This window comes from Streptomyces sp. NPDC048590 (assembly GCF_043199535.1).
Lineage (GTDB): Bacteria > Actinomycetota > Actinomycetes > Streptomycetales > Streptomycetaceae > Streptomyces.
The window spans coordinates 1,006,424-1,022,411 of sequence record NZ_JBICWC010000001.1 but is presented as its reverse complement, the minus strand read 5'-3'; the positions used below and the strand labels follow the sequence as shown (position 1 = coordinate 1,022,411).

15 protein-coding genes are annotated in these 15,988 nt (G+C 71.8%); 7 read left to right on the top strand and 8 right to left on the bottom strand.

All coding sequences use genetic code 11. The features are described 5' to 3' along the window. Positions 1–139: 139 nt before the first annotated feature. Positions 140–496 (bottom strand): iron-sulfur cluster assembly accessory protein, encoded by a 357-nt coding sequence (locus ACGFNN_RS04430; RefSeq protein ID WP_018103583.1) that lies wholly within the window; start codon positions 494–496, stop codon positions 140–142. Between the two features lie 220 nt (positions 497–716). Here ACGFNN_RS04430 and nadA point away from each other — a divergent pair, with 220 nt between their 5' ends. Then, on the top strand, positions 717–1,904 hold the full coding sequence (nadA, locus tag ACGFNN_RS04425) for a quinolinate synthase NadA (RefSeq protein ID WP_393552847.1): 1,188 nt from the start codon (positions 717–719) through the stop codon (positions 1,902–1,904). Positions 1,905–1,989: 85 nt separating this feature from the next. Here the strand turns inward: nadA and ACGFNN_RS04420 are convergent, their stop codons facing one another. From ACGFNN_RS04420 to ACGFNN_RS04400, 5 genes are all read right to left on the bottom strand, one after another. Beyond that, complete coding sequence (locus ACGFNN_RS04420) at positions 1,990–5,142, bottom strand: efflux RND transporter permease subunit (protein ID WP_393552844.1); 3,153 nt, start codon at positions 5,140–5,142, stop codon at positions 1,990–1,992. Positions 5,143–5,328: 186 nt separating this feature from the next. Beyond that, positions 5,329–6,018 (bottom strand): response regulator, encoded by a 690-nt coding sequence (locus ACGFNN_RS04415; RefSeq protein WP_393552841.1) that lies wholly within the window; start codon positions 6,016–6,018, stop codon positions 5,329–5,331. Next, positions 6,015–7,280: a histidine kinase gene (locus ACGFNN_RS04410; RefSeq protein WP_393552838.1), complete on the bottom strand. Its 1,266-nt coding sequence runs from the start codon at positions 7,278–7,280 to the stop codon at positions 6,015–6,017. Before ACGFNN_RS04410 ends, ACGFNN_RS04415 begins: the two co-directional genes overlap by 4 nt. 217 nt (positions 7,281–7,497) lie before the next feature. After that, a complete protein-coding gene (locus ACGFNN_RS04405) occupies positions 7,498–7,776 on the bottom strand; it encodes a hypothetical protein (RefSeq protein ID WP_362555841.1) in 279 nt (92 codons plus the stop codon). Between the two features lie 10 nt (positions 7,777–7,786). After that, positions 7,787–8,569: a PspA/IM30 family protein gene (locus ACGFNN_RS04400; RefSeq protein ID WP_362674643.1), complete on the bottom strand. Its 783-nt coding sequence runs from the start codon at positions 8,567–8,569 to the stop codon at positions 7,787–7,789. Between the two features lie 295 nt (positions 8,570–8,864). Here ACGFNN_RS04400 and ACGFNN_RS04395 point away from each other — a divergent pair, with 295 nt between their 5' ends. From ACGFNN_RS04395 to ACGFNN_RS04385, 3 genes are all read left to right on the top strand, one after another. Then, positions 8,865–9,464, top strand: coding sequence for a DUF3043 domain-containing protein (locus ACGFNN_RS04395; protein WP_362674642.1), 600 nt, complete (start codon positions 8,865–8,867; stop codon positions 9,462–9,464). 59 nt (positions 9,465–9,523) lie between these two features. Beyond that, entirely contained in the window at positions 9,524–10,258 is a 735-nt protein-coding gene (locus tag ACGFNN_RS04390) for a class I SAM-dependent methyltransferase (protein WP_393552927.1), read from the top strand. A 74-nt stretch (positions 10,259–10,332) separates the two neighbouring features. After that, positions 10,333–11,403, top strand: a complete 1,071-nt coding sequence (locus ACGFNN_RS04385; protein WP_393552834.1) for a S1C family serine protease — start codon at positions 10,333–10,335, stop codon at positions 11,401–11,403. 56 nt (positions 11,404–11,459) lie between these two features. On the opposite strand, the gene ACGFNN_RS04380 is transcribed toward ACGFNN_RS04385, so the two are convergent. Further along, entirely contained in the window at positions 11,460–11,663 is a 204-nt protein-coding gene (locus ACGFNN_RS04380; protein ID WP_099176312.1) for a hypothetical protein, read from the bottom strand. Between the two features lie 86 nt (positions 11,664–11,749). Between ACGFNN_RS04380 and ACGFNN_RS04375 the strand changes: the two genes are divergently transcribed. Together ACGFNN_RS04375 and cobT are read left to right on the top strand one after the other, a co-directional pair. After that, complete coding sequence (locus ACGFNN_RS04375; RefSeq protein ID WP_393552831.1) at positions 11,750–12,952, top strand: bifunctional adenosylcobinamide kinase/adenosylcobinamide-phosphate guanylyltransferase; 1,203 nt, start codon at positions 11,750–11,752, stop codon at positions 12,950–12,952. Positions 12,953–13,065: 113 nt separating this feature from the next. Next, positions 13,066–14,184, top strand: a complete 1,119-nt coding sequence (gene cobT, locus ACGFNN_RS04370; protein WP_393552828.1) for a nicotinate-nucleotide--dimethylbenzimidazole phosphoribosyltransferase — start codon at positions 13,066–13,068, stop codon at positions 14,182–14,184. A 6-nt stretch (positions 14,185–14,190) separates the two neighbouring features. On the opposite strand, the gene ACGFNN_RS04365 is transcribed toward cobT, so the two are convergent. Then, positions 14,191–14,961 carry a hypothetical protein gene (locus ACGFNN_RS04365; RefSeq protein ID WP_393552825.1) on the bottom strand — a complete coding sequence of 257 codons (771 nt, stop codon included), beginning with the start codon at positions 14,959–14,961 and terminating at the stop codon, positions 14,191–14,193. Between the two features lie 124 nt (positions 14,962–15,085). Here ACGFNN_RS04365 and ACGFNN_RS04360 point away from each other — a divergent pair, with 124 nt between their 5' ends. Beyond that, positions 15,086–15,868, top strand: a complete 783-nt coding sequence (locus tag ACGFNN_RS04360) for an adenosylcobinamide-GDP ribazoletransferase (RefSeq protein WP_393552925.1) — start codon at positions 15,086–15,088, stop codon at positions 15,866–15,868. Positions 15,869–15,988 lie beyond the last annotated feature (120 nt).

The following is a 15,988-nucleotide window of genomic DNA, read 5'->3' as shown; positions in this document are numbered from 1 at the left end:
GCGCGCGGGGGGGGGGGGGGGGGGGGGGCGGGGGGGGGCGGGGGGCCGGGCGGGGGCCGCGGGGCCCGCCCCCCCGGCCGGGGGGGGGGGGGCGGCCCCCGCCCCCCCCCCCCCCGCGCCCGGCCCCACGACTCGGGGTTCAGCTGAAGGAGTCGCCGCAGGCGCAGGAGCCCGTGGCGTTCGGGTTGTCGATCGTGAAGCCCTGCTTCTCGATGGTGTCCACGAAGTCGACGGAGGCGCCGCCCAGGTACGGGGCACTCATCCGGTCGGTGACGACCTTGACGCCGTCGAAGTCCTTCACGACGTCCCCGTCGAGCGAGCGCTCGTCGAAGAAGAGCTGGTACCGCAGGCCCGAGCAGCCTCCGGGCTGGACGGCGACGCGCAGCGCGAGGTCGTCACGGCCCTCCTGCTCGAGCAGGGCCTTGACCTTGGCTGCGGCGGCGTCGGACAGGAGGATGCCGTCGCTCACGGTGGTGGTCTCGTCCGATACGGACATCTGCTTCTCTCCCGGGTTGTTCGGACTGCTTGCCGACGGTCCAACCATCGGGGCCGCGGATTCATTCCGGGCCAGGCGCGTGTCTGTTCCCTTCATGCTCGCACACCGTGCGGGCGGCGGGATGCGTCACATCGACGCTATCGGCATCGTCAAGCTGACACGAAGCGGCTATGATAGATAGCGTCAATTAGACGAAAAGGCGTTTCGCGTAAAAGAAAGGGTGCGTGTCGTGACCACCGCCCAGCCCCTGGATGTCCAGCCGACACCCCTCGCCCTTCTGCTGCTCGGCCGTGAGGCCGACCCCCGGAGCGAGCGCGGGGTCGAATGCCCCGGCGACCTGCCCTCCCCGTCCGACCCGGACCTGGTGGAGCGGGCCCGCGCGGCCAAGGAGAAGCTCGGGGACAAGGTCTTCGTGCTCGGCCACCACTACCAGCGCGACGAGGTCATCCAGTTCGCGGACGTCACCGGCGACTCGTTCAAGCTGGCCCGGGACGCGGCCGCGCGTCCCGACGCCGAGTACATCGTCTTCTGCGGTGTGCACTTCATGGCCGAGTCGGCGGACATCCTGACCGGCGACGACCAGAAGGTCGTCCTCCCGGATCTGGCCGCCGGCTGCTCGATGGCCGACATGGCCACCGCGGAGCAGGTCGCCGAGTGCTGGGACGTGCTGACGGAGGCGGGTGTCGCCGACCAGGTCGTGCCGGTCTCGTACATGAACTCCTCCGCCGACATCAAGGCCTTCACCGGCCGGCACGGCGGGACCATCTGCACCTCGTCCAACGCTGAGCGGGCTCTGGAATGGGCCTTCGAGCAGGGCGAGAAGGTGCTCTTCCTGCCGGACCAGCACCTGGGCCGGAACACGGCCGTCCGTGACATGGGGATGAGCCTGGAGGACTGCGTCCTCTACAACCCGCACAAGCCGAACGGCGGACTGACCGCCGAGGAACTGCGCGACGCGAAGATGATCCTGTGGCGCGGGCACTGCTCGGTGCACGGGCGCTTCTCGGTCCAGTCCGTCGAGGACGTCCGCGAGCGGATTCCCGGCGTCAACGTGCTGGTGCACCCGGAGTGCAAGCACGAGGTCGTGGCGGCCGCGGACTACGTGGGCTCGACGGAGTACATCATCAAGGCCCTGGAGGCCGCCCCGGCTGGCTCCAAGTGGGCCATCGGTACCGAGCTCAACCTGGTCCGCCGCTTGGCGAACCGATTCGCCGCGGAGGACAAGGAGATCGTCTTCCTCGACCGGACGGTGTGCTTCTGCTCGACGATGAACCGGATCGACCTGCCGCACCTGGTCTGGACGCTGGAGTCGCTGGCCGAGGGGAAGCTGATCAACCGCATCCAGGTGGACCCGGAGACCGAGAAGTACGCGAAGCTGGCGCTGGAGCGGATGCTCGCTCTGCCGTAGGCATCCCGGCCGCAGTACGCGTAGGGCCCCGGGAACCGTCCGAACGGATGGTTCCCGGGGCCCTCGTGCGTGACCGGCCCGGGGGTCAGGCCTTCGCGGGCTCCGGCTCCTCGGAGGACGTCTCCCGCGTCGGCTCGGTGGCCTCGCCGGACTTCGCCTCGCGCTTGGCCGCCTTCTTCTTCGCACGGCGCTCCTTGCGGAGCTCGACCATCGCGTAGAGCGTCGGGACCAGCAGCAGCGTGAGCAGCGTGGAGGTGATCAGACCGCCGATCACCACGACCGCCAGCGGCTGGGAGATGAATCCGCCCTCGCCGGTGACGCCGAGCGCCATCGGGAGCAGCGCGAAGATCGTAGCCAGTGCGGTCATCAGGATCGGACGCAGACGGTGGCGTCCGCCTTCGATCACTGCTTCCACCACGCCCATGCCCTGATCCCTGTACTGGTTGATCAGGTCGATCAGCACGATCGCGTTGGTGACCACGATGCCGATGAGCATCAGCATGCCGATCATCGCCGGAACGCCCATCGGGGTGCCGGTGGCGACCAGCAGGCCGATGGCGCCCGTCGCCGCGAACGGGATGGAGACCAGCAGGATCAGCGGCTGGACGAGCGACCTGAAGGTGGCCACCAGCAGCATGAAGACGATCGCGATCGCCGCGAGCATCGCCAGACCCAGCTTCATGAAGGCGTCGTTCTGGTCCTCGGAGACACCGCCGATGGTCGCGGTGGCGCCGTCCGGGAGGTCCAGGGCGTCGATCTTCGTCTGGAGCGAGGCGCTGACCGCACCCGTGTTGTCGCCGGTCGGCTTGGCGGTGATCGTGGCCGCGCGCTGCCCGTCGATCCGGGTCATCGAGACCGGTCCGGGGACGAGCTTCACGTCGGCGATCTGCCCGAGCGTCACCGGGCCGAGGGGCAGGGCCTTCAGCTGGGCCATGGTGGCGGCCGGGCGGGCCGACCTCACCAGGACGTCACGCTCGGTGTCGTCCATGATCACCTTGCCGGAGGGGACACCGCTGACCGCTCCGGCGACCGCCGCGCCGAGGGTGGTCTGGTCGAATCCGGCGTCGGCCGCCTTGTCGTTGGCCTTGACCGAGATGCGCGGGACGCTCTGTGCCAGGTCGCTCTGCACGTCGGTGACGTCCTTGAGCTTCGCCACCTCACCGCGCACCGCTTCGGAGGCCTTCTCGAGGACGTCGGAGTCGGCGGCCTTGACCACGACGCTCAGGTCCTGGCTGCCGAAGCCGTCGCCCGCGGCGATCGTGGTGTCGCCGATGCCGTCGAGCTCGCCGAGGGCCTTGTCGATCCGCTCCTGGGTGGCTTCGAAGTCCGCCGAGTCCTTGAGGGTGACCTGGTAGGAGGCCTGGTTGGCACCCGTGCCCCCGCCGAACGCGGCCATGAAGCCGGAGGAGCCGACGGTGACCTGGTAGTCCTCCACGCCGTCGTCGGCGGCGAGGACCTTCTCGACCTTCCGTGCGGCCTTGTCGGCCGCGTCCAGGCTCGTGCCGGGGGTCAGCTCCTGCTTGATCGAGAGGACCTCCTGCTCGCCCTGGTCGAAGAAGTTGGTCTTCAGCAGGGGTGCCATGCCGAAGGTGCCGAACAGGACCACGAACGCGATCACGATGCTGGTGACGCGCCGCTTCGTCGCGAAGCGCAGCACCGGGACGTAGATCCGCTGGAGGCGGCTCGCGGCTTCCTTCTCCTCGGCCTTGCGGCGCGCCTCGTCCGGGTCGGCGTCGGTCCCCTTGGGGGCCCTCAGGAACCAGAACGAGAGGACCGGGACCACGGTCAGCGAGACCAGCAGGGACGCCAGCAGGGCGGCCGTGACGGTGAGGGAGAACGAGCCGAAGAGCTGGCCGACCATGCCGCCGACGAGTCCGATCGGCAGGAACACCGCGACGGTGGTGAGCGTGGACGAGGTGACCGCTCCGGCGACCTCCTTGACCGCGGTGATGATCGCCGACTGGCGCTCCTCGCCGTATCCGAGGTGCCGCTTGATGTTCTCCAGGACCACGATCGAGTCGTCGACGACGCGGCCGATCGCGATGGTCAGCGCGCCGAGCGTGAGCATGTTGAGCGACAGGTCGCGGGTCCAGAGCACGATGAGCGCGAGGACGACGGAGAGCGGGATGGACACCGCGGTGACCAGCGTCGACCGGATGGAGGCGAGGAAGACGAGGATGACCACGACCGCGAAGAGCAGGCCGAGCGCGCCCTCGGTGGTCAGGCCGGAGATGGCCTTGGAGACCGCGGGGCCCTGGTCGGAGACCACGGTCAGCTCGGCGCCGGCGCCGAGGTCCTTGCGCAGCCCGGGCAGCTTGTCCTGGACGGCGTCGGAGATGGCGACGGCGCTGCCGTCCTTGTCCATCGTCGCCATCACGGCGAGGCTCGGCCTGCCGTTCGTACGGGTGAGGGAGACCGCGGTGGCGGGCTCCTGCTTCACCGTGGCGACGTCACCGACGCGCACCGGCTTCCCCGCCTTGCCCGTGCCCGGGTCGGCCGCGGAGACCTTCAGGTCCTCGATCTGACGGAGCGAGGTGAAGGAGCCGCCCACCTGGATGGTGCGGCTCTTGCCCGACTCCGAGAAGGAGCCGGCCGGAAGGGTGCCGCCGCCGGCCTCGATGGCCTTGGCCAGCGAGCCCGCGTTCATCCCCGCGGCCGCGAGCTTCTTCGCGTCGGGGACGACCGAGACCTGGAGGTCCTGGACACCGTCGACCGAGACCTGGCCCACGCCCTCGATGTCCTCGAGCGCGGGGACGACCGTGCGGTCCAGCTGGTCGGCGAGCGCCTGCTGGTCCTTGTCGGAGGTGACGGCGAGGACGACGGTCGGGATGTCGTCCGTCGAACCGGCGATGACCTGCGGATCGACGTCCTCGGGCAGCTGTGCGCGGGCGCGGTTGACGGCCTGCTGGATGTCGGCGACGAGCTGCTTGGTGCCCTCGTCACCGAAGTCGAAGCTCGCCATGACGACGGCGTTGCCCTCGCTGGCGGTCGAGGTGACGCTCTCGACGCCGTCGACGGTCTTGATGGAGTTCTCGAGAGGCTCGACGACCTGCTTCTCGACCACGTCGGGGGACGCACCCTGATAGGGCGCCAGCACCGACACCATCGGGAGTTCGATGGTGGGCAGCAGCTGCTGCTTGAGCTGCGGGATCGCTATCGCTCCGAAGACGAGCGCGACGATCGAGATCAGCCCGATCAGCGCCCTTTGCGCGAGGCTGAATCTGGACAGCCAGGACATGGGTGGGTCTCTCTTCTGTGGCGTACGCGGAAGACGGGGGGCTGCTGGGCGATCACCGGCCCGGCGATCGCTGGGACACAACCCGCCCGCCTACACGATCACCGGTTTCCCGGGCGAAATCCTCGGCCCCCGGGTTGCCTTTTTATCCCGCGCCTACCGCAGCTGGAGTAGCCGGGTCTCCACCCGTCAGTCCACCCGGGGACGGACCAGGCCCGATTCGTAGGCAATGACGACCAATTGGGCACGGTCACGCGCACCGAGTTTCGCCATCGCACGGTTCACATGGGTCTTGACCGTGAGGGGGCTGACGGCCAGCCGCTCGGCGATCCTGTCGTTCGAGTGCCCGCCCGCCACCAGGACGAGGACCTCGCGTTCCCGGCCGGTGAGCGCGGCGAGGCGCTCGGAGTAGCGGGTGGAGCCGGAGTCGCCGTCGGAGCCGCCGCCCTGGGCCAGGAAGGACGCGATGAGACCTTTGGTCGCGGCCGGTGAGAGCAGTGCCTCTCCGGCCGCGGCCACGCGGATCGCGTTGAGCAGCTCGTCCGGCTCGGCGCCCTTGCCGAGGAATCCGGAGGCACCCGCGCGCAGGGCCTGTACGACGTACTCGTCCACCTCGAAGGTGGTGAGCATGACGATCCGTACGTCCGCCAGGCCGGGGTCGGCGCTGATCATCCGGGTGGCGGTCAGCCCGTCCGTGCCCGGCATCCGGATGTCCATCAGCACCACGTCGGCGCCGGTCGTGCGGGCGAGGGCGACCGCCTGCGCCCCGTCGGCGGCCTCGCCGACGACCCGCATGTCGGGTTCGGAGTCGACCAGCACCCGGAAGGCGCTGCGCAGCAGTGCCTGGTCGTCCGCGAGCAGCACCTTGATGGGCGTCATACGCTTCCCCCCGTCGTCGCCGCCCCGCCCGTCGCCTCCGGTGCGCCCGTGCGGGACGTGACCGGCAGGATCGCATGGATCCTGAATCCGCCTCCGTAGCGGGGGCCCGCCGTGAGGGTGCCACCGAGCGCGGTGACGCGCTCACGCATGCCGATCAGCCCGTGCCCCCCGCCGCCGGTCGGTGCCGGGCCCGGATCCGCTCCCCCGCCGTCGTCGAGCACGGTGATCTCCGCCGTGGCTCCGACCCGTACGACGCTCACCTCGGCCTTCGCCCCGGAACCGGCGTGCTTGCGTACGTTGGTCAGGGCCTCCTGGATGATCCGGTAGGCCGCGAGGTCGGCCGCCGCGGGCAGCGGGCTGTCCGGGTCGGTGCACGCCACCTCGACCGGGAGCCCGGCGTTGCGGAACGTGTCGAGGAGGGCTCCGAGGACGGCAAGCCCCGGGGCGGGTTCGGTGGGCGCCTCGGGGTCCCCGGACTGACGGAGCAGCCCCACCGTGGCGCGCAGTTCGTCGAGGGCGGAGCGGCTGGCCTCGCGTACATGGGCGAGTGCCTCCTTCGCCTGGTCCGGGCGCTTGTCCATCACGTGCGCCGCCACCCCGGCCTGCACGTTGACCAGGGCGATGTGGTGGGCGACCACGTCGTGCAGGTCCCGGGCGATCCTCAGCCGTTCCTCGGCGACCCTGCGACGGGCCTCCTCCTCCCGGGTCCGCTCCGCGCGTTCGGCCCGCTCCCTGATGGCGTCGATGAAGGCACGTCTGCTGCGGACCGCGTCACCGGCGGCCCCCGCCAGACCCGTCCAGGCGAGCACACCGACGTTCTGCTGGCTGTACCAGGGTGCCGAGCCGACCGCCATGGCGGCGACCGTCAGCACGGCCATGGTGAGCAGGCCGAGCCGCCAGGTGGTGGGCCGGTCGGTGCTGGCCGCGACGGTGAACAGGGCGACGACGGCGCTCACCACGACGGGTGCGGGCGGGTCCACGAACAGGAACTCGGCGGTGGACAGCACCCCCGTCACGGCGAGCACCGCGACGGGCCTCCGCCGGCGCAGCACGAGGGCTCCGGCGGCCAGCACCATGAGGACCACACTGGACGGTTCCGGCGTCCGGCTGCCGATGACCAGTCTGTGGCCGGGCCCCGGCTCGGCGAACGACGCGCAGAGCATGCAGGTGAACACCACCGCGGCGAGAGCCCCGTCGAAGATCAGGGGGTGGCCGCGCAGCCAGCGGCGAGGGCGCACGAGCCCGGTCGGGAGGATGGTCACGTCGGAAACGGTACGGCGTGCCGTCGACGGCACGGTACGGACGGCGTCCGGGAACGGTCACGGGGCGGGCGGGGTCCGTGGGGCGGCAGGGCCGCCGGACGGTCGGCACCGCGTGGCCGGGCCGGGTGCTCGTGGGCGGCCCGGAGGCCGGCAGCACCGTGCCCCGCGCGGCGGGGCCGGGCGGGGCACGGTGGGGAGTGCGGAGCGGTCGGGCCGGTCAGCCGGGGATCAGCCCGTCGTCGCGGAGCATGGAGCGCACCTCTTCGAGGGTGGCGTCGGGTGACGGCAGGATCAGTTCGGACGGCTCCAGGGAGTCGTCGGGGAGTGGCGAGCCGAGCTCGCGCACCTTGTCCAGAAGAGCGTGGAGGGTGGTACGGAAGCCGGGTCCGTCACCGCTCTCCATCTCCGCGAGGAGGATCTCGTCCAGCTTGTTCAGCTCGGCGAGATGACTGTCGGCCAGTTCGACCTGGCCCTCCCCCATGATCCGTACGATCATGACGTCACCCTCACTGCTTGTCGAACTTGTGCGGGGACTGCTGCGGCTGCTGTGCCCCGTCCTGTGCACCGCCCTCGATGGCCTGCTGCTGCCCGGCGGAACCGCCCGCCAGCTCGGCCTTCATCCGCTGCAGCTCCAGCTCCACGTCCGAGCCGCCGGAGATCCGGTCCAGCTCGGCGGCGATGTCGTCCTTGGCCGTGCCGGACGGGTCGTCGAGGGCGCCGGAGGCGAGCAGCTCGTCGATCGCCCCGGCGCGCGCCTGGAGCTGCTGGGTCTTGTCCTCGGCCCGCTGGATGGCCAGGCCGACGTCGCCCATCTCCTCGGAGATGCCGGAGAAGGCCTCACCGATCCGGGTCTGCGCCTGGGCCGCGGTGTAGGTGGCCTTGATCGTCTCCTTCTTGGTGCGGAAGGCGTCGACCTTGGCCTGGAGGCGCTGGGCGGCGAGGGTGAGCTTCTCCTCCTCGCCCTGCAGCGTCTGGTGCTGCGTCTCCAGGTCCGTCACCTGCTGCTGGAGGGCGGCACGGCGCGACAGCGCCTCGCGCGCCAGGTCCTCACGGCCGAGCGCGAGGGCCTTGCGGCCCTGGTCCTCCAGCTTGGACGACTGCCCCTGCAGCTGGTTCAGCTGCAGCTCGAGCCGCTTGCGCGAGGTCGCCACGTCGGCGACGCCGCGGCGCACCTTCTGCAGCAGTTCGAGCTGCTTCTGGTACGAGTAATCGAGGGTCTCGCGCGGATCCTCGGCCCGGTCAAGGGCCTTGTTTGCCTTCGCGCGGAAGATCATTCCCATACGCTTCATGACACCGCTCATGGGCTTCGCGCGCCCCCTTCTGACGGACTGAGCTCCAGCACTCCAACAGAACCCACAGTACGGGCCCTGCCTCCATTACCGCACTGTTCGGACGCGGATGCGCTCCTCCGCAAGGACGACTGCGAACGGTGATCACTCCCGCCCAGGGAGTAGAGGAACCCCGGGGATCACACCGGCGGCGTCCGTTCTGCCCCTGTCGGGGCGCTTTCACGCCGTCGGCCGTTGCCGGATCGTTCCCGGCCGGTCCCCGTTACTCCGGGGCGACCCCGTACCCTTGGGTTTTGTGTTCCGTAGCCGTTCCAAGGAAGAGAAGGCCCCCACCGGCAAGGTGACGGCGGACCTCTCCAAGCAGCCCCGCGACCCTGAGGCTCCCAAGGGTCGCCCCACCCCCAAGCGCAGCGACGCCCAGACGCAGCGCCGTCGAGCCTCGAGCGGTGCGCCGCTCGACCGCAAGGAGGCAGCCAAGCGCCAGCGCGAGGCGCGCCGTGCGGACATGGCCCGCCAGCGTGAGGCTCTCGCGTCGGGCGACGAGCGCTATCTGCCGGTCCGTGACAAGGGGCCCGTGCGGCGCTTCGTCCGTGACTTCGTGGACTCGCGCTTCTGCATCGCGGAGTACTTCCTGCCGCTCGCGGTGATCATCCTGATCCTCAGCGTGATCCAGGTCCAGAACATCCAGAACATCTCGCTGCTGCTCTGGCTCGGCGTGATCGTGCTGATCGTCGTCGACTCGATCGGGCTCGCGTTCCGCCTGAAGCGGCAGCTCGCCCAGCGCTTCCCCGACACCCCGAAGCGTGGAGCGGTGGCCTACGGCCTGATGCGTACGCTCCAGATGCGCCGTCTGCGTCTCCCGAAGCCGCAGGTCAAGCGCGGAGAGCGGCCCTGAGCCAGGAGACCTCCGGCTTCACGGGGGTTTCCTCCCGCTGGCTGGGCGGCCTCGGCGGACTGCGCAACACGGTCCGCCAGGAGCTCGTCGCCCGTCAGCTGGACGAGCAGATAGCCGCCCGCTTCCCGGTGGGGCGGCGGCTGCGGGTGCTCGACGTCGGAATGGGCCAGGGCACCCAGGCGCTCAGGCTGGCGCGGGCCGGTCACACCGTGACCGGCCTCGAGTCCGACGCCGAGATGCTGAGCGGCGCCCGCGAGGCCCTCGCCGGTGAGCCGGAGGGCATCCGTGAGCGGGTGCGGCTCATCGAGGGCGACGGGCGCGAGACCGGGGTGCACTTCCTTCCCGGCAGCTTCGACGTCGTGCTCTGCCACGGCGTGCTGATGTACGTCCCCGAGCCGGATCCGCTGCTGGCCGGGCTGGCCAGGATGCTGGCGCCCGGAGGGCTGCTCTCCCTGCTCGTACGGAACGCCGACGCGCTGGCGATGCGGCCGGCGGCGGCGGGCGACTTCACCGCGGCCCTGGCGGCGTTCGACACGGACACCTACACCAACCGGCTGGGTCTCGACGTCCGGGCCGACCGGCTCGTGGCGCTGCGTGCCACCCTCGCCGGGATCGCAGCCCCGCTGCACGCCTGGTACGGCGTGCGCGTCTTCACGGACGACGTGAGCAACGAGGCGGAGCTGCCCGGCCCCGAGGAACTGGCGCGGATCTTCGACGCCGAGGACCGGGCCGGACGTACCGATCCGTACCGGAGCGTGGCGGCGCTGCTGCACCTGTGCGGCGTACGCGGCTGACCGCGCCGCGGGCGTACGCCTGATCGGCCCAGCTCCACGGGCCGGTGGGTCCGGCCGCCGGTGATACTCCGGAAATGGACGCACAGCCCTTCCCGCGCCGGGTACGCCGCTCCCTCCTCCCCCTCGCCGCCCTCTGCGCGGCCGCCCTCCTCGGCGGCTGCGCCGGGCCGGGCCCCGAGCCGGACACAGATTCCTCGGAGCAGGCGGTGGTGTCGCGTGCCACGGGCGAGCTCGAGGACCGGTACCAGGCCGTCATCAAGGACGTGCTGCCCTCCGTGGTGCAGATCGCCGCCGGGGACGGACTCGGCTCGGGCATCGTCTATGACGACAAGGGGCACATCGTCACCAACGCTCATGTGGTCGGCGACGAGAAGTCGTTCGACGTCAGCGTCGCCACGGGTGAGAAGGAGCTCAAGGCCTCCCTGGTCTCCACCTACCCGGAGCAGGACCTCGCGGTCGTCAAGCTCGACGACGTGCCCGACGGGCTGCGGGCCGCGGAGTTCGGGAACACCGACGAGGTCGAGGTGGGGCAGATCGTCCTCGCGATGGGGTCACCGCTCGGCCTGTCCAGCAGCGTCACGCAGGGCATCGTCTCCGCGGTGGGCCGTACCGTCAGCGAGAGCCGCTCGGGCGGCGGCACCGGGGCGACGCTCGCCGACATGGTGCAGACCTCGGCGGCCATCAACCCGGGCAACAGCGGCGGCGCGCTGGTGAACCTCGACAGCGAGGTGATCGGCATCCCCACACTGGCGGCGACCGACCCTCAGCTGGGTGACAGCGCGGCCCCCGGGATCGGTTTCGCCATCCCGGTTTCGATGGTGCGGACGGTGGCGGACCAGATCATCAAGTCCGGCAAGGTCACCGACTCCGGCAGGGCCGCGCTCAACATCACGGGCAGGACCGTGGTCGACGACGACTACAAGCCGGCGGGCGTCGCGATCGTGAGCGTCGAGAAGGGGGGCGGCGCGTCCGACGCGGGTCTGCGCGTCGGGGACGTCATCACCCGGATCGGTGACGACAGGATCACCACCATCACCTCGCTCTCGGAGGCCCTGGCGGGCGACAAGCCCGGTCAGAAGGTCAAGGTGACGTACACCCGGGGCGGTTCGCAGAGGACGGCCGAGGTCACCCTGGGCGAGATCTGACGAGGCGGGAGAACACACGGTGGCCCGCCCGGGCTCCCGGGCGGGCACCAGGGGCCTCAGTCGGCCTGGAGACTCATCGGGCCGTAGATCTTCGTCGCGTCCTCGAAGAGCGTCACCTGGTCCGCGCCTCCTTCGAGGAGCTCCTTCCAGAACTCCCCGATCCAGGACTCCGCGTCCCCCTGGGTCGTGAACTCCTCCGGCTGCAGAGCCGGCTCCGTCTCCGTACCGTCGGACTTCTCGAACCGCCACGTCCACGCCATGTCCGCCTCCTGGGTCGCGTTGCTCCCCGAAGACTAGTGGGTGTCCCGGGCGCGCAGGTGGTTGATGGACACGGGAGGATCAGAGCGTGGAACTGACACTGCTCGGCACCGGAGCCCCCGACGGGCTGCCGCGGCCCGAATGTCCCTGCGCCGTCTGCGCGTCCGCCCGCGGTACGGAGGCCCGGGCGGCGACCGCGCTGCTCGTGGACGACGCGCTGCTGCTGGACCTCACCCCCGGCGCGGTCTTCGCCGCCGCCCGGGCGGGTCGTTCGCTGTCCGGGGTGCGGCAGGTGCTGCTCACCCACCCGCACGACGGGCCCGCGGTGGAGGTTCCCGACTCGCTCCCGCCGGCCGGCCGTGTCCCGCACGGACAGGAGTTGACGCTGATCAGCGGGCACCGGGTCCGGGCCGTCGCGATGGACGCCCCCGGCACCGGCTACGAGGTGACCTCGCCCGAGGGCGAGCGCCTGCTCTATCTGCCGCCGGGGGCGTCCCCCGCCGGTCTCGCCGAGCCGGTGTCTGAGCCGTTCGACATGGTCGTCTGCGATGTGACGGGGCGGCCCGACACCGTGGCGCGCCTGCGGGCGGTGGGGGCCGTCGTGCCCACCACGGAGGTGATCGCCGTACATCTGGACCACGACGCCCCGCCCGGCGCGGAGCTGGACCGCAGGCTCGCCGCAGGCGGGGCGCGGGCCGTTCCGGACGGGACGACGCTGCCGGTGGGCGCCTTCCACGAGGTACCCGAGGTGCCTCGCCGCACCCTGGTCACGGGGGGGGCGCGGTCCGGGAAGTCGGTCGAGGCCGAACGCCGGCTGGAGACCTTCCCCGAGGTGGTGTACGTCGCGACGGGCGGCCACCGCTCGGGGGACTCCGAGTGGGAGGCACGGATCGGGCTCCACCGGGAGCGCAGGCCGGCCGCCTGGCGCACCGAGGAGACCTGCGAACTGACGGGACTTCTGGAGCAGGACGGTCCGCCGCTGCTGATCGACTGCCTCTCGCTCTGGCTGACGGACGCAATGGACCGCGTGGACGCCTGGGACGACTCCAGCTGGGCGGACGGCGGCCGGGAGAAGCTCCGCGGCCGGGTCGCCGAACTGGTCCGCGCGGTGCGCGGGACGCGTCGTACGGTCGTCGCTGTGACCAACGAGGCGGGCTCGGGCGTGGTGCCGGCCACGGCCTCCGGGCGGCGTTTCCGGGACGAACTGGGCCGTCTGAACGCCGCGTTCGCCGACGAGTGCGAACAGGTGCTGCTGGTGGTGGCGGGGCGGGCGCTCGTACTGCGGGGGTGAGACGCCCGGGCACGCGGGGCCGGGGACGCGCGGGAAGGTGCCGGGTACTGTTCCGCACAGGAGCCCTCGGCGGGCTCCGTCCCACCCAGCGCCGACCCGCGAGGCAGACCCCCGTGAACCTGGACGACTTCTCCGATCTGATCGAACGCCCCGACGGGGGCGTGCGACGCGATGCCGAGGAACGCCGTGAGCGGCTCGCCGTTCCGGCCGGCGCGCTCGGCAGGCTCGACGAACTGGGCGAGTGGCTCTCGGCCGCCCAGCAGTCGGTCCCGGTGAAGGCGGTCGAGCAGCCGCGTGTGGTGCTGTTCGCCGGTGACCACGGCGTGGCGGAGCTGGAGGTCTCCGGCCGGGCGGCCGGCACCGCTCACGAGCTGGTCCGGGCAGTGCTGGACGGCGCGAGCCCGGTGGCGGTGCTGGCCCGCCGGTTCTCGGTGCCCGTGCGGATCGTGGACGCGGGTCTGGACTGCGACCCGGAGCTGCTGCCGGAGACGGTGGTACGCCACCGGGTGCGACGCGGCACCGGCCGGATCGACGTCGAGGACGCGCTGACCGCCGGGGAGGCGGAGCAGGCCGTACGGCTCGGCATGCGCATCGCCGACGAGGAGGCCGACGCGGGCACCGATCTGGTGGTGCTGGGTGATCTGAGCGTCGGCGGTACGACCGCGGCCTCGACCCTGATCGCCGCCCTGTGCGGTACGGACGCCTCCGTGGTGACGGGGCGCGGTGGCGCGGGGATCGACGACCTGGCCTGGATGCGCAAGTGCGCGGCGGTCCGTGACGCGCTGCGGCGGGCCCGCCCGGTCCTCGGCGACCAGCTGGAACTGCTGGCGACCGTGGGCGGTGCCGATCTGGCCGCCATGACGGGATTCCTGCTGCAGAGCGCGGTGCGGCGGATGCCCGTGGTCCTGGACGGAGTGGTGTCGGCGGCCTGTGCGCTGGTGGCGCAGCGGGCGGCCTTCCGGGCGCCGGACTGGTGGCTCGCCGGGCAGCTCAGCGGTGAGCCCGCGCAGGCGAAGGCCCTGGACCGGATGGCTCTGACGCCCCTGCTGGACCACGGGGTGACGGTGGGCGAGGGAAGCGGCGCGCTGCTGGCGCTCCCGCTCGTCCAGGCCGCGGCCGCGCTGGCGGCGGAGCTGCCGGAGCGTGTCCGGGAGGACGAGGCGGTGGCCGCCGGCGCGGACGCCACCGACGTCGACTCCAAGGAGACGGAGCACGCGGAGACGACTGCCTGAGCGGGCTCAGGAGCCCTCGCGGCCGGGACCGGGCAGGGCTGCCCGGTCCGGGGCCCCGCCGATCAGGTCCTGGAAGCGCCGCCGCGGACCCGCCCAGCGCACGTCGTGGTGATACGCCCTCAGCACGGCCCTGGCGCGGGCCCGGTGGCGCCGGGGGTAGAACCGTCTGGCCCACGGCGAGGCGGGACGGGCCAGCCGGAGCGCCCCGATCAGCGCGACGAAGGGGACCAGGGTGCCGATGACGGCCATCCGGGCCTTCCCCTTGAAGAGCGAGACCAGCACCAGACCGAAGTTGAGGACGTAGGTCAGCACCACTCCCAGCCTGTTCTGCTGCTGCTCCCCCGACAACTGGTCCACACCGAGCGGGGAGAAGCCCGCGAGCACGAGCAGGACGAGCGAGGCGGTGAGGACGACGACCTCCACGCTCTGCCGGCCCTCCTCGGTCCAGTACACGTCGTCGAGGTGGAGGATCAGGGCGAATTCGTCGAGGACGAGGCCCGCTCCGGCCCCGAAGACCACCGCGAGGATCCCGGCGGTGACCCCGTGCCGTCCGCTCGCGACCGCGCCGAATCCGCCGACCACCGTCAGCACGACGCCGGGAACCACGTGGTGGACGTGCACACCGCCGGGCGTGATGTTGCGGAACGGCCCCTTGCCCGCCCTGATCATCCTGGTGACCATCCGGGTGACGGCGAAGGTCAGGACGAAGGCGGCCAGGGCGAGGAGCAGGGGCAGTTTGCCCGGCTCGACGATGTTCTGCTGCAGCCAGTGACCCATCCCACCTCCACCCGAGGAGCCCCGAACGAGGCCTTTGGGTCACTTTGCCCAATCCGGCACGCCGCCGCACCGGCTAGGGTCTTTCGTTTGGATGATCCGAACGAGAGGCCCTGACGTGCGCGCGGTGATCTCCCTCGGCAGTCACGGCGTGCGTTTCGCGTTCGGCACCCTGACCGCGCTGCCCGTCCGCGTGTCCCGCTGGGACCGGGACACCGCCCGGGCCGGCATGCTCTGCGCCCCGCTCGCCGGACTCGCCGTGGGACTGCTCGCGGCCGCCTCGGGGGTGCTGCTCCTGCTGGGAGGCGCGGGCCCCCTTCTTGCGGCGGTCGCCGCGGTGGCGCTCCCCGCCGCGCTCACCCGGGGGCTCCATCTGGACGGTCTCGCGGACACCGCGGACGGGCTCGGCAGCGCCAGGCCCGCCGAGGACGCCCTGCGGATCATGAAGCAGTCGGACATCGGCCCGTTCGGTGTGGTCACCCTTCTCCTCGTACTGCTGGCCCAGGTGGCCGCGCTGTACGAGCTGTTCGGACGGGGCTGGGCCGACGGATCCCTCGGCACGGTCGTCGCCGCGGTCACCGCCCGCCTCGCGCTCACCCTGGCTTCCCGCCGCGGGGTACCGCCCGCACGGCCGGAGGGCCTCGGCGCGGCGGTGGCCGGCACCGTTCCGCGTCCGGCCGCCCTGGCGGTGGCCTGCGCGGCCGCCGCCTGCTGCGCGGCGGCCGGAGCCCTCGCGGGCGGGGGCGGCACCGCCGCGCACCTCGCGCTCGCGGTCCTGGCCGGGGCGGGGGGCGCGGAACTGATGCTGCGTCACTGCGTCCGGCGCTTCGGCGGGGTGACGGGGGACGTGTTCGGCGCCCTGGAGGAGACCGCCGCGACGACGGCCCTGCTGGCGCTCGTACTGGGCTGAGAAGGCCGTACGGCCACGCCCCCGTGAGCCGGACGCAACGGCACGCGTAGGCTCATTCCCGGCACATGGTGGAGACGTCTACGATGCGCCGGGCGCGGCCGGCCACCCCTCGGCCGGCAC